At 74.7% G+C, this 13,933-nt stretch carries 9 protein-coding genes; 5 read left to right on the forward strand and 4 right to left on the reverse strand.

Annotated features, from left to right (window positions below):
• Nucleotides 1–72: 72 nt before the first annotated feature.
• Nucleotides 73–1,692 (reverse strand): PucR family transcriptional regulator, encoded by a 1,620-nt coding sequence (locus AC5WRL_RS24200; RefSeq protein WP_496090770.1) that lies wholly within the window; start codon nt 1,690–1,692, stop codon nt 73–75.
• A gap of 349 nt (nt 1,693–2,041) precedes the next feature.
• Nucleotides 2,042–4,417 carry a type IV secretory system conjugative DNA transfer family protein gene (locus AC5WRL_RS24205; RefSeq protein ID WP_496090771.1) on the reverse strand — a complete coding sequence of 792 codons (2,376 nt, stop codon included), beginning with the start codon at nt 4,415–4,417 and terminating at the stop codon, nt 2,042–2,044.
• A 251-nt stretch (nt 4,418–4,668) separates the two neighbouring features.
• On the opposite strand from AC5WRL_RS24205, the gene gabT reads away from it, so the two are divergent.
• Nucleotides 4,669–6,027, forward strand: coding sequence for a 4-aminobutyrate--2-oxoglutarate transaminase (gabT, locus tag AC5WRL_RS24210; protein WP_496090772.1), 1,359 nt, complete (start codon nt 4,669–4,671; stop codon nt 6,025–6,027).
• Nucleotides 6,028–6,261: 234 nt separating this feature from the next.
• On the opposite strand, the gene AC5WRL_RS24215 is transcribed toward gabT, so the two are convergent.
• Both AC5WRL_RS24215 and AC5WRL_RS24220 read right to left on the reverse strand, forming a co-directional pair.
• The gene (locus tag AC5WRL_RS24215; protein ID WP_496090846.1) at nt 6,262–6,699 is read right to left on the reverse strand and encodes a hypothetical protein; all 438 of its coding nucleotides are present in this window, start codon (nt 6,697–6,699) and stop codon (nt 6,262–6,264) included.
• Nucleotides 6,700–6,912: 213 nt separating this feature from the next.
• Nucleotides 6,913–7,908, reverse strand: a complete 996-nt coding sequence (locus AC5WRL_RS24220; RefSeq protein WP_496090773.1) for a hypothetical protein — start codon at nt 7,906–7,908, stop codon at nt 6,913–6,915.
• 107 nt (nt 7,909–8,015) lie between these two features.
• Between AC5WRL_RS24220 and AC5WRL_RS24225 the strand changes: the two genes are divergently transcribed.
• Genes AC5WRL_RS24225 through AC5WRL_RS24240 form a run of 4 tightly spaced genes read left to right on the forward strand, consistent with a single transcriptional unit; the run spans nt 8,016 to nt 13,914 of the window.
• Nucleotides 8,016–9,038 carry an adenosine deaminase gene (locus AC5WRL_RS24225; RefSeq protein WP_496090774.1) on the forward strand — a complete coding sequence of 341 codons (1,023 nt, stop codon included), beginning with the start codon at nt 8,016–8,018 and terminating at the stop codon, nt 9,036–9,038.
• Nucleotides 9,035–9,727 carry a glycerophosphodiester phosphodiesterase gene (locus AC5WRL_RS24230; RefSeq protein ID WP_496090775.1) on the forward strand — a complete coding sequence of 231 codons (693 nt, stop codon included), beginning with the start codon at nt 9,035–9,037 and terminating at the stop codon, nt 9,725–9,727. Before AC5WRL_RS24225 ends, AC5WRL_RS24230 begins: the two co-directional genes overlap by 4 nt.
• Nucleotides 9,728–9,784: 57 nt before the next feature.
• A complete protein-coding gene (locus tag AC5WRL_RS24235) occupies nt 9,785–11,173 on the forward strand; it encodes an SWIM zinc finger family protein (RefSeq protein ID WP_496090776.1) in 1,389 nt (462 codons plus the stop codon).
• Nucleotides 11,170–13,914: a hypothetical protein gene (locus AC5WRL_RS24240; RefSeq protein WP_496090777.1), complete on the forward strand. Its 2,745-nt coding sequence runs from the start codon at nt 11,170–11,172 to the stop codon at nt 13,912–13,914. The genes AC5WRL_RS24235 and AC5WRL_RS24240 overlap by 4 nt, the downstream gene beginning before the upstream one ends.
• Nucleotides 13,915–13,933 lie beyond the last annotated feature (19 nt).

The following is a 13,933-nucleotide window of genomic DNA, read 5'->3' on the forward strand; positions in this document are numbered from 1 at the left end:
GGGTGGGTCCCGGTCTTCCACGGGGAGACCGGGACCCTCCGGCTGAGGAGGATCAACGGGTTGCGTAGCTGCTCAGGCCCCGGTGGCCTTCAGTGCCAGCCACAGCTCCATCCGGACATCCGGATCATCCAGGGAGCGGTCCAGAATCTCCTCCACCCGCCGCATCCGGTAACGCAGCGTGTGCCGGTGCACCCCCAGATCGCCGGCCGCCGCGTCCCACTGGCCATGCCGGGACAACCAGGCCCGCAGCGACGCGACCAGATCGCCGCGGCCCTGCGCGTCATGCGCGCGCAGCGCCCGCAGCCGCCCCTCCGCGAAGGCAAGTACCGCGTCGTCCGCCAGCAGCGGCAGTACGGAGCCGGCCGCCACGTCGTCGTGCTCCACCAACGGGCGGCCACGCCGCCGGGCCACCACCAGCGCCGCCCGGGCCTGCTGATAGGCGCTGTCCACGGTGGCGGGGCCGGTGGGCGCGGACACCCCCAGGATCACCGCGGGCCCCGGTCCCGGCGGCGGAGGCTGCTCGGCGCGGGCGAACGCCGCCCCCGCCGCGACCGCGGCGCCGCCGTCCGCCGCCAGCACCACCAGCTGCTGCCCGTCGGCCAGCGCGAGGACGGCCTCGCCCGCGCGGGCGGCGGCGGACTCGACGGCCGCGCCCAGCTCGGTCAGCGCCTCCGGCTCGGCGCCCGCTTCGGCGGCCAGCAGCCGCAGCGGGGCGTCCAGCAGCCCGCCGTACAGATCGCCGGCCACCGCCCGCGCATGGTCCGGCTCACCGCTGAGCAGCATCCGCAGCACCGCGCCGCCCAGCCGCGCCTCGGCGGCCTGGTACGCCTGCGACCGCTCAGTGATCAGCGTCAGGACGGCGACGGCCGACTGCACCGCGTAGCGCTCGGCGGTACCCGGCGGCGTGGCGGTGCCCACGGCCAGCACCGCCCGCGCACTGCGGCCCGAGCCCACCGACTGCAACTCCACCCGGTCCTCCCCCGCCGCCGCGCCACCGCCCGCGCCACCCGCGCCACCCGCGCTGCCCGCGGCGTCGGCGCCGCTCTCCGGCGCGCAGGAGCACACCACGCTGGCCGGCGCCGGGCGGTCTCGCAGCCGGACAACCTCCGGCGTGAGCCGCGCCGCGCGCCGGGCGGCCCACGCCGGGGCGACGGCGGTGACGGCGCCGGCCACGTCGTACAGCGCGGCCCAGCCGTCCAGCTGTGCGGCCAGCTTGTCCAGCAGCGCCTGCCGCCCGCCGGGCGCCAGCGCCGCCCGGGTCAGCTCCCGCTGCGCGGCGAACCCCGCGGTGACCGCCCGGTACTGCTCGGCGGCGATGGCGGCGGAGACGAACTTGCCGATCGCGATGAACGGGGTGCGCCGCGGCACCTCAAGCAGCGGCATCCGCGCCTCCCGCACGGCGGCCAGCAGCTGTGGGCTGACCGCCGGATGGTGCACGCCCACGCCGAAGCCCAGACCCACCACGCCGGCGGCGCTCAGCCGGCGGATGTACGCGGTCATCTGCGCCGCGTCGTCGATGTCCAGCTTCAACCCGGTGGTCAGCAGCAGCTCGCCGCCGTCGAGATAGGGCGCCGGATCGGCCAGCTCGCTGGCGTGTGCCCAGCGGACCGGGGTATCCAGCCGGTCCTCCCCCGTGAGCACGCCCAATTTGAGCGCCGTGTGCTGAACGAGCGAGGAAAGCGTCGGGTACATGGACCACCTTGGGAGACCATCTGGATGACCGGGGGAACGACACGCGCCGACATCACGGTACAGCGCTTGTCATATGCGCCAGGGATACCTTCGGCCATCCCGCCCGGGCCCGGCCGACCACCCCGCGCGAGCCGTGCGGCGGGCGCACCGCGCCGCACCGTACGGCACCACCGCGCCGCACCGCGCACCACCGCACCGCGCACCATGGCCGGGCTCACGCCGGGCCCCGGCCTCCGCACACCGCCGCCACCAACCCACGGTCACAGCCGGCCCGGGTGGCGACGACGCCCGCCCGGGCCCGCAACCGGCCTTCGCTCCTGCTCCCCCACGCCGCGGCGCGGTGGTGCCTTCAGCCCAGCCGCACCAGCACCGGCGGACCGGCCTCCCCGGCGACAGTGGTCAGCGACAGCACCGCGTGCCGCGGCGGCACCCTATGCGCCAGCTCCGAGGCCGACCAGCGCTCCCGCTCCACCCGGCGCACCGTGACCGACTCGGTGGTCGCGTCCCGCCCCGTGAACAGCTTGCGCACCCCGCGCGTGAAGCGCCGCACCACGCCGCCGCTGCGGTCCGGGGTGCTGGTGACATCGCGGTCCTCCGTCCAGGCCGTGCCCCACGCCCGCGCGAAGTGCTCGGCGTCCCAGGTGGTGATCCCGGAGAACGCCATCCGGCAGCCCACCGCGCCCAGCAGCCCGCTGCGCAGCGCCGCGGGCACATCGTCCAGGGTGCGCAGGGCGAGGACCGCGCCGGCGTTCGCCGGTCGCAGATGGGTCAGCCCGCGCACCGTGCCGGGGGTAATGGCCGCGGTCGCGTCGTCCAGCACCAGGGCGGCGAACAGCGTGCGGTCCGGGCGCGCGGTGACCGCGGCCGTGAACTGCGCCAGCAGCAGCCGGGTGATGACCCGGCCCGCCTCCGCGTGCCCGGTGGCCGGCAGATCGATCCGCACCCGCAGCGGGTGCTCCAGCGAGCTGAGCGAGAACGGCCGGGTGCGGCGTTCCGCCTCGCCCTGTGAGAAGCCGGCCCGGTCCAGCAGCGCCAGCTGATCGGCCAGCCGGGGCCCGATGTCGTCGGGCCGCTGGGCCTGCCGCGCGCGGGCGTCCAGTTCCCGCTGCTGATCCCACGCCGCGGCGTGGCCCAGGTCCTCGCGCAGCGTGGCCAGCAGCGCGGGGGCGCCGTCCAGCATGGCGCGCAGTTCCGGTATGCCGGGGAAGTGCCCGTATGCCGCGTGGAAGGGGCCGATCAGCTGGGCCAGCGCCGCGGCGGCGGTACGCGGATCGCTGTCGCCGCCGCCGAGCAGCGCCTCCGCCAGCAACGCCGCGGCCTCGTCGGTGTCGGCGGCGCCACCGTAGGGGTCGAGCACATGGGTGGATCGCGCGTCGCCGACCCGGACGATGATGTCGAACGCGTCGTCGGGGCCCAGTGCGCTGCGCGCGGTGCCGACCGCGACCACCGCGGCCTGCCCGGTGAGCGCGTGCAGGCACAGTGCCTCGGTGACCGGCCGGATCACCCGCCCCGTCTTCCCGGACCCCGGCGGCCCCACGGCCAGCAGCGAGGTGCCCAGCACGGCGGGGTCAAGGGCGATCTCCTCGCCGCGGTGCTCGTAGGGATTGCGTTCCTCGTCAACGGCGCTGCCGATGCGTACCTGCCGGGTCAGCAGATCGTGCCGGGCCGTGCGCACCGTCAGATCGCGGCGTCCCGAGGGATGGGCGAAGGCACCGGCCCCGTCGCTGAGCGCGGACCGGGCGAACTGTTCCAGCGCGGTGGGCCGGGCCCGTACCGCGCGCCAGGCGTGTTCGATCCGGGCGTAGTCGAGGTCGCTCATGGCGCCCGAGCGCATCTCGGCGGCGAGCCGGTCCGCGGCCGGCGCCGCGCCGGCCGCGCGCAGTTCGCTCCACTCGGCCAGCCGCTCGCGCGCCCGGTCCTGCACCGCCCCGGCGCCGCCCCCGCCCAGCCACGCCGGCCGGTAACGCCGCCACGCCGCCCCCCAGCCGCCGGCCCGGCCGAGGACCAGCGCCAGCAGCAGCGCGTAGAGCACGTAGTGGACGTTGTACGCGACGGTGTACGCGGTGCTGTCGCCGTTCTCCCACCACGAGTCGGGCACCACCGCGTACAGCGGCTCCAGCCAGAACGTCCATATGCCGCGGAAGCTCAGCGTCCACACCACATAAGCGGCGACCGCCGCCCCCGTCGCGCGCAGCGCCGCGGCGTGCTCCAGCGGCTCGGTGCCGGCCGGCAGCCCCAGCAACCGCAGCACCGCGGGCCGGTGGCGCCGCCACAGCGCCGGGGCGTGGCCGAGCCGGCCGAACACGTAGGCCAGCACGCAGATGAACAGCACCTGGTAGGTGTGGATCACGCTGATCCCGGCGGTGCTCGGGCCCCAGGACCCGGCGCCCGCCCAGTCCAGCGGCCAGTCCACCACGCGCAGATAGCGGTTGTCGTACAGCGACCACACCAGCCAGCCAGCCAGCAGCGCCAGCAGCGCGGTGCCGTGCAGTTCGCGATCGCCGAGCCGGTCCGGGTCCTGCGGCGGCTTCGGCACATGGCCGAGCCGCCAGATGCCCGCTCCGGCGGCGGGGCGCGGCGTGTGCGCCCAGCGCACCAGCGACGGGGCGGCCGGCTCCGGTGCGGGCTCCTGCCGGGGCAGCGGCGGGGCGCCGTACTGCGGCGGCACGGCGGGCGTACGCCGTACGCCGTCTCCCGCCGCCCGCCCCGGGCCGTCCGTAGTCATCTGTCCCAAGCCCCCTGACCGGCCCGATGGCTGACTGTGCGTCGTCCTCAATCTAATCGAGCACGGTGATCGCCGGGAACGCCGTTCGCGCAGTGGATCCGCGGCCGGGCACGCCCCCCGGCCCTCGCTGTCCATCGCGGCCAACTGATCGGGGCAACTGCTACGTGGCGGTGCATGCCCGGTCCCCGCGGCTGGCCCTAGCCTGCACAGCAGAGCGAGAAAGCAGCCCCTTCGTACCGAGGAGTGCGCACATGAGCAGCTTGACCGAACTGTCCGGCGGCCCCGCCCTGCGTCAGGAGCGGCGCGTGGTCACCGAGATCCCCGGGCCGAAATCGCGGGAGCTGCTGGCCCGCAAGCAGGCGGCGGTCGCCAACGGCGTGGGCGCCGTACTCCCGGTGTTCGTGCGGCGGGCCGGCGGCGCCATCGTGGAGGACGTCGACGGCAACGCCCTGATCGACTTCGGCTCCGGGATCGCGGTGGTCTCGGTGGGGAACAGCGCGGAGGCGGTGGTACGCCGCGCCACCGAGCAGCTCACCCGCTTCACCCACACCTGCGCGATGGTCACTCCGTACGAGGGCTACGTGGAGGTGTGCGAGGAGCTGGCACGGCTCACCCCCGGCGACCACCCGAAGAAGTCGGCGCTGTTCAACTCCGGCGCGGAGGCGGTGGAGAACGCCGTGAAGATCGCCCGCTACGCCACCGGGCGGCAGGCCGTGGTGGTCTTCGAGCACGGCTACCACGGCCGCACCAACCTCACGATGGCGCTGACCGCGAAGAACATGCCCTACAAGCAGGGCTTCGGGCCGTTCGCCCCGGAGATCTACCGGGTGCCGGTGGCGTACCCGTACCGCTGGCTGACCGGCCCCGAGCGCTGCGCCGAGGAGGCCGCCGCCCAGGCCATCGATCTGATCAGCAAGGACATCGGCGCGCGGAACGTCGCGGCGATCCTCATCGAACCGCTCCAGGGCGAGGGTGGGTTCATCGAGCCGGCGAAGGGGTTCCTGCCACGCATGGCGGACTTCGCCAAGGAGCACGGCATCGTCTTCATCGCCGATGAGATCCAGTCCGGGTTCTGCCGCACCGGGCAGTGGTTCGCCAGCGAGGACGAGGGCCTGGTGCCCGATCTGATCACCACCGCCAAGGGCATCGCCGGCGGGCTGCCGCTGGCGGCGGTCACCGGCCGCGCCGAGCTGATGGACGCCGCGCACACCGGCGGTCTGGGCGGCACCTACGGCGGGAACCCGGTCGCCTGCGCCGCGGCGCTCGGCGCGATCGAGACCATGCGGGAGCTGGACCTGCCGGCGCGGGCGCGGCGCATCGAGGAGATCATGAAGCCCCGGCTGCGCGCGATGGCCGATCGGTTCGAGCTGATCGGGGAGGTACGGGGGCGGGGCGCGATGCTGGCGATCGAGCTGGTGCGGCCGGGTACCAAGGAGCCGGCCGCCGACGCGACGGCCGCGGTGGCGGCGGCGTGCCACCGGGCCGGGCTGCTGGTGCTCACCGCCGGGACCTATGGCAATGTGCTGCGCTTTCTGCCGCCCCTGGTCATCGGCGAGGACTTGCTGACGGAGGGGCTGGACATCCTGGAGGAAGCCCTCGCCGAGCAGTGACGCCGCCGCGCCGCCGCACCGCCGCGCCCGGGGCGCAGGGCGGGAGGAACCGGCAGGGGGGTGTGCACCCGGCGTCGCCGCATGGAGAAGCTGGGGGGATGTGATGCGGATCCGGCGGCGCGGGGCGTGTGGACGCACCCGCTGTCGTACCGTTCACAGCGGTGGTGAGCCATCGACTCCCGCCTTCTTGGGACCGGTTCCGCCCGCCCCACACCCCCCGGGGCGTGCGGCCGGTCAATCACTCCCCGCCGGGGGCCGCGCCGTCAACGCCGCCGCCTCGTGCATCGCCAGTTCCAGCACCGCGGGGTCGGTCAGCGTCCCCGAACCGTCCGGCGGGACCAGCCAGCGCAGACCCGGCCCGGTACGCCCCGGGTGCGGGATCGCGACCCAACTGCCGCGCCCCGCGCCGCGCACCCCGGTGCCGATCCAGCGCCCAGCGGTGCCCGGCGGCACGAAGAAGCCGATCCGGGCGTCGCCGGCGTCCGCCAGCACCGGGCCCGGCCGGTCCAGCAGCCGGGTGAGCACTTCCAGCGTGGGGTGGCCCAGCGCGCCGTCCAGAATCAGCACATCCCACACCCGGCCGGCCGGCAGCAGCGCCACCCCCAGCGGATGGCGCTCCCACTCCCATCGGCAGGTCTCCGGTTCGTGCGCCGCCGATGCCAGCCATCGCATCGCGGACCTCACCCCGACTGTGCCGCTCACCGTTCTCTCCTTCCTGATGCTCCGCCGGTCCCCGGTCGGGGGCTGTGCGGATCATCCGGTGAGAGCGGCGGGCGGACGGATCCTTACACCGTTTCGCCGGGGTTTCGCGTGGTGTGCCTCACATCGTCCGAAGGGTTCGATACGCGGTGCGGCGGCGCGCGGCGCCGGGCACGGGCGCTCGGATCAGACGTCGGCGGTGTCGCCGTTGTCCCGGTCCCGCTCCCGCTCCCGGTCGTCGCCGCGGTCGGCAACCCCGGGCAGCGGCAGCCGCCAGTAGCCGAACGCGTAGTCCCGGCCCGGAGCGTAGTCCACGCCGAACTCGGTCGCACCGGAGGGCACGGTGACGGTGTACCGCGCCGTCCAGCTCTGGCCCGGGTCCAGGCTGCCGGGAGCGGGGGTCTCCAGTCGCACGTCGCGGCCCGGCAGGTCGCGGTCACCGACCAGGACGTACAGCTCTGCGCCGCCGAGGCGGGCCTTGCCGCTGCCCTCGTTGCGCAGCCGTACCTCCACGGTGGCGATCGCCCCGCTGGCGGACAGTTCCGGCTCGGGCATGGTCACGGTCAGCCCGTCCTCGAAGCGGACGGCCACCTCGGCACCGGCCAGTTGGTCGGACCCTGCCTGCGATTGCACCTCGATGACCTGGAGCAGCGAGCCGGCCAGCAGCATCGAGAGCACCGCGCCGATCGCCGCCGCGCCCGCCCCCGACCACAGTCCGCCCAGCGCCGCGCCGCGGTTGGTGGCGGCGCCGCGCCGCGCGCGGCCGGCCCCCACGGCGCCGAACACCAGGGCAAGCACGCCCAGGACCACGGCCAGCGGGCTGAGATAGAAGGTCCAGCACACGGCGGCGGCGATCACGCCGAGTACCAGCGATGCGGTGCCGAGACCGTTGCGTGGCGGGCCGGGCGCCATGATCGGATAGGGGGCGCCGTACGGCGAGTTCATCATGTACGCCGGCGGGCCGTACGGCAGCTGATGCGGTACGGGCGTCGGCGCGAGCAGGGGCGCGGGTACGGGTACGGGCCCCGGTACGCCGCCAGGCGCAGGTTGCTGCTGCGGCGGCGCCGTGGGCGGCGTGACCGGCGGGGGCATCGTGCCCGCGCCGCCCGGCGGTTCCCAGCCCGATCCCTGTCCCTTGGCCCCGTTCTCCTCCGGCGCCCGGAACGGATTGGGCTCCTCCATCGACGTCACCTTTCCTCCCCTGAGTCCCCATACCCTATGGGCCGCCGCGAGCGGCGCGGCCCTTGCCTACCATGAACGGGCCCAGCCAGCCCGTCCCGGAGGCAGCCTTGTCCGACCTGACCGCATTCATCGCCCGACTTCCCAAGGCTGAGCTGCATGTTCACCATGTCGGCTCGGCCTCCCCGCGCATCGTCGCGGAGCTGGCCGCCCGGCACCCCGACTCGTCGGTCCCCAAGGATCCGGAGCAGCTGGCCGAGTACTTCACCTTCCGGGACTTCGCGCACTTCGTCGAGGTGTACATCTCCGTCGTCGATCTGATCCGCGACGCCGAGGACATCCGGCTGCTGACGTACGAGGTCGCCCGGGACATGGCGGCCCAGCAGATCCGCTACGCGGAGCTGACACTCACGCCGTACTCCTCCGTCATCCGTGACATCCCGGCTCCCGCGTACATGGAGGCCGTCGAGGACGCGAGGGTCACCGCGGAGCGCGACCTGGGCGTCGTGCTGCGCTGGTGCTTCGACATCCCCGGTGAGCTGGGACTGCCGGCTGCCGAGGAGACGGCCCGGCTGGCGACGGAACTGCCGCCGGACGGCCTGGTGTCCTTCGGTCTCGGCGGCCCGGAGAAGGGCTGGCCGCGTGGACTGTTCAAGCCGGCCTTCGACCGGGCGATCGCCGCCGGGCTGCACAGCGTCCCGCACGCCGGGGAGAGCACCGGGCCGCAGACCGTCTGGGACGCACTGACCGAGTTGCGCGCCGAGCGGATCGGGCACGGGAACAACGCCGTCCACGACCCCGCCCTGCTGGCGCATCTCGCGGAGACCGGCATTCCCCTGGAGATCTGCCCCACCTCCGAGGTCGCCACCCGGTCGGTGTCCTCCATGCCCGAACACCCGCTCCCGCAGCTGGTCGACGCCGGGGTCACCGTCACCATCAACTCCGACGACCCGCCGATGTTCGGCACCGATCTGAGTACGGAGTACGCAATCGCCGCGCAGCTGCTGGGCCTGGACGCCGCGGGCGTGGCGGCGCTGGCGAAGAACGCCGTGACGGCCTCCTTCCTCGACCCGGCCGGCAAGGCGGCGCTGACGGCGGAGATCGACGCGCATCTGGCGGCGTGGCCCGCATGAGGAAGGTCCTCGCGGTGGCCCACCGGGGCGACCCGTACCGCGCCCGGGAGAACACCGTCGCCTCCTTCCGCTCGGCGATCGCCGCGGGCGCGGACATGGTCGAGCTGGATGTCCGGCTGACCCGGGACGGGATGCCGGTGGTGCTGCACGATCCGACCCTGAAACGGCTGTGGGGGCACGACCGCCCGGTGGCGGAGCTGACCGCCCAGGAGGTACGGGGGCTGTCCGCCGGCGGAGTGCCGACCCTCGCCGAGGTCCTGGCGGTCACGGCGCCGGTGCGCACCCTGATCGATCTGCCGATGCGCGCCGCGGCGCCGGCCCGCGCGGCGGTCGCGGCGGTACGGGAGGCGGGCGCGGGTGACCGGGTGAGTTACTGCGGCGATCCGGCGGCGGTCAAGGCGGTGCGGGCGGCGGACGGAGCGGCGGAGATCAGTCTCACCTGGAAACGTACGGGTCCGCCGCGCCCCGCCGTGCTGCGCGAACTGCGCCCCTCCTGGCTGACGTACCGCTTCGGCCTGCTGGACCATGCGCTGGTGGACGGCGCCCACGCACAGGGGCTGCGGGTGATGGCCTGGACGGTGGATTCGCCGCGCGTCATGCGCCGCCTGCTGGCCATGGGCGTGGACGCCATCACCAGCAACCGTGTCACCGAACTGCGTCGCATCGTGGACTCGTTGTCCCACCGCTGAGCCCAACCATCCCTGCACCGGGCCGGATTGTCAGTGGTCGGCTCTACGGTTCGGTGCATGGTGGCGATGACGCATTCTTATCGGTATCTACGGCCCTCTGCGGCCGATGTGCCCAAGGGCAGAGTCGGGCTCGCGACATCGGGCGGCAGGACAGCGCGCGGTACGCCGCCCCATCCCCGCTTCTTCAGCGGGGTGCTGACCCGGCCCGAGCCGGCGGCGCGCGGCCTGCTGGCGATCGCGGTGGTGGCCCGTACCCGCTACTTCCAGCCAGATCTGGCCGCGCTGCGTGATCCGGTGGTGACCTGCGACGGGCAGCGGCTGCGCTTCGAGTCGTTCTCGGCGTGCTGCGGGGTACACGCCCGGCTTGATGTCCTGGCGGGCGGGCTGGACGGCGAGGTCATCGACCGGGGCACCACCAATGTCGATGTGAACGATCCGCTGCGTGAGGCGCTGGCCCGGGTGCGCGGCGGCGACCCGCTGCATCTGTCGGTCGGCGCCGATGAGCTGGCGGTGACCACGGGGGACGGCGCGGTGGTGGAGAAGAAGGTTCCGCTGCCCGAGCGCTGGTTGCGAAGCTTCGCCGAACTTCAGGTGATATCCGCGCCGTTCGACCTACGGGCCGAACTGTCGGCGGCGGAGGCGGTCCGGCTGCTGCGGTCGCTGCCGGCCGGTACGGAGCCGCTGTGGATGGTGCCCGCCGGGCGTACGCTGCGCCGCTCGGCACGACCGGTGCCCGGTGCGGTGACACTCGCCGGGGCGCGGCGTCTTGAGGTACTGGCCCCGCTGCTGCGTTTCGCCCGGGCCCTGCGGGTGTACGGCCCGCCGGTGACGGCCGGGGCACTCCCCGCGGCATCGGCATGGGAGCTGGAACTGCCGTGGATGCGCGTGATGCTGACACTGTCCCCCGAGGTGACGCGTGGCTTCTCCGGCGAGGGCGCGGTGCTGGACGCGCTGGCGGCCGACGAGGTGGAGGCTGACGCCGAACTCATCGGCGCGCTGATGGACTTCGAGCCTGCCGTCGACACCGGAGAGCTGGCGCGGCTGTCCGGGCTGCCGCTGCCCCGGGTGAAAGCGGCGCTGGGGCTGCTGGGAACGGCCGGCCGGGTCGGGTACGACGTGGCGGAGGCCGCGTACTTCCACCGCGAGCTGCCCTACGACGCCGCCCGCGCCGAGCGGCTGAACCCGCGGCTGCGCGGCGCGCGCTCGCTGCTGGCGGCGGGCGTGGTGCGGCTGGCGGAAGGCGGCGCCACGGCCACCATCGCGGTGCCGGACCACGTCCACCGGGTTCGGCTGTCCTCGGACGGTGCGGCGTTGGGCTGCACCTGCCCCTGGTGGTCGCGGTACCGGGGGACGCGTGGCAAGTGCAAGCACGCGCTGGCGGCACAGCTCGCGGCGCGGAGCGGCGGAGCGAACGACCGGGAGCGGCTGGGGAGCGCGGGATCATGACGGATGAAGTGTTCGGCCCTCTGGAGAAGGCGCTGGAGGCGGCCGACCACGCGGCGGTACGCGCGGCGGTCTCGGGCCTGACCGACCGCGAGCGGCGGGCCCTGGTCAAGCCGCTGCGCGCCTACCGCCGACGGTGGGAGCGGGAGTGGGACGAGAGCGATCGGTCGCTGTGGGGCCGCGGATCGCGGGGACGACGCGCGACCCGGGCGAGCCGTCAGCTGGTGTACGAGCGCGGCCCCGCGCTGCGGCTGGCCTGCACCGGGGTGTTGCGGGGCCCGGAGGAGCTGGCCCGCTGGCTGACCGATTGGCGGTTCTTCCAGGGCCCCTTCCGGGAGGGTTTCGCGGCGGAGCTGGAGGTGCTCCGGGAACGGGACGCCGCGTGGCTGCGGGAGCTGACCGAGCGGCTGGTGCTGCGGGTGGACGACTCCGCCCGGGACGAATGCCAACGGGCCGCTCTCGATCTGCTCGCCGAGACCGGCGTGACGCCGCCGCCGCGCGCCGAGCTGGTGCAGTCGTGGGTGCGCCGCTCGTACCACCGGGACTACGCCGCCGCGGGCTTGGGGAAGGATCCGCTGCTCAGGGCGATGGTGCCGCTGCTGTTCTCGGTGGACGGCGTGGGGGAGCTGTTGGAGAAAGGGCAGTTCGCACCGCGTCTGGTGGCCGCTGCGGACGGCCGGGACGGCAGGCCGGACCGGACCGGACTGCTGGACGGCACACTGCGCCGGCTGCTGCGCGGCGGCCGGCCGGGCGATCTGCGCGGTTATCTGCGGCTGTACGCGCTGTTGGAGGTGACGACGCAGGAGGCGGCGGCGCGCAAGCGGGAGCTGGCACTGCTGCTGCCCGACGCGCCGTCCGCGGTGGCCGCCGCGGCGCAGGCGGAGCTGCGTCGCCTGGACGAGGCGGGGCTGCTGACGGCGAGCGAGCTGTGCGAGGTCACCGAGGCGGTGCTGTTCCGCCCGGAGCGGAAGTCGCCGACCGCTCAGCTGTCCTGGCTGGCCAAGGCCGTTCCCCGGCACCGGGAGCACACGGCGGCGCTGCTGACGGCGGCGGCCACCGCCTTCGCCCATGGCTCCTCCGAGGTGGCCGAGCGCGCCGCCCGGCTGGTGGTGCGGCACGCGTCCGCGCTGCCTCCGGGCGCCGCGGAGGAACTGTCGGTGCGGGCCGAATCCCTGCCCGCGGATCTGCGCAAGCAACTGGGTCCGGCGCTGGGGATCGAGGTCAGCGCGCCGGACGGCGCTCCGCCGCCGCCCCCACCCGCCCCACCCGTGCGGAGCGCACCCGTCCCGATCGGCTCGCTCGCGGAGCTGGCGGAGGAGACGGCGCAGCTGCTGTCGGTGATGACCGGCGGCGTACCGTTCTCCCACGGCGCCGAGGTCGATCCGTCGGCGCTGGAGCGCGTGCTGGCGGCCGTGGTGTCCGCCGCGTATGAGGACCGGCCGGGGCTGATCGCGGCGCTGACCCCGGTGCTCGACCGGCATGGCATCGGTCTCGGGGAGAGCGAGTCGTACCTGCGCTCGTACTGCGACCCGCTCGGCGAGTTCCGCGATCTGCTGGGCGCGGCGACCGGCGCGGTGGCAGGGCCGGGCAGCAGGCTCCGGCTGTTCCACCTGGGGGCGGCGGTGGAAGGCCGGTCGCCCGATCCGGACCGCCATTTCGGTGTCCGCCTGCGGCAGTGGCGTACCGAGGCGGACCGGTCCCCCGGCCCGGTACAGGTAATCCTCCACCGGTTGCGGGAGATCAGTCTCGGCCTGGCAGCACACGCCCCGGTGCCGCTGCTGGTGGCGACGCCCACGGAGCCGGACGGCACACTGGCCGCGCCGCGGCTGACGGAGCGTCTGGAGCGGGCGGCGCGCGAGGGCTGGACGCCCTGGGAGTACGACCTCCAGCTGGCGCTGCTGCGGCTGCCGCCGGATCCGGAACCCCAGCTCGCGCAGCGCGCCAACGCGATCGGCACCGAGGCCGGGGACCGGCTGGCGGACTGGCTGAGCTTCGGCGCCGCGGGGGCGACGGTGGAACGGCCCAGGGGCCTGCGCGCCATCGCGCTGCGGTCGGTCGCCGTGCCCGCCCGTACCGGTGTCCCGGCAGCGGGGAACGACGCGCTGCTCTCGATGCTCACCACGCCACCCAACCCGCGGCGCCAGCTCTACCCGAGGGCGCAGCTGGCCAGTTGCTGGCCCGCGCTGTGGCCCGCCCAGCCGGAGCTGCTGGCGGCGGCCGTGGTGCCCGGGCTGCCCGCTCTGGTGGACAACACGTCGAACGAGGGCTCCGGGATGATCACTCAGCTGGCCGAAAGCCCCGGGTCCGGTGGCCCGGTCCTGCTGCTCGCCACCACGTTGACCCTGAGCGCGGCCCGTGCCGAGGACCGGGCGGTGGCGGTGGACGCGCTGCTGGTCCTGGCGGCGGGGCGGCGGCTGGACGGCGCGAGGCTGGGCGCGGAGTTGGCGGCCCGCGCCGGGCAGGGTGAGGTCAAGCTCAGCCGGGTCGTCCCGGCCCTGCGGGAAGCGGCGGGGTCCGGCGCGTACCGGGAGATCTGGGACGCGGTGGCGGTGGCCCTGCCCAAACTGCTGGCCGACCCCCCGCACCGGATGGCGGACCTGGTGGCGCTGGGCACCGAGTGCGCCGCCTGGGCCGGCGCGGGCGGGAAGATACCGGCCTTGGCGGAGTACGCCGCACGGCCGGGCTCCACCAGGCTCCTGGCGGAGGCCCGCCGGCTGCGGGACGTCCTGGCCGAGGACAGCTGAATCCGGCGCGGTGACGCGC

Source organism: Streptomyces sp. NTD107, from assembly GCF_059510435.1.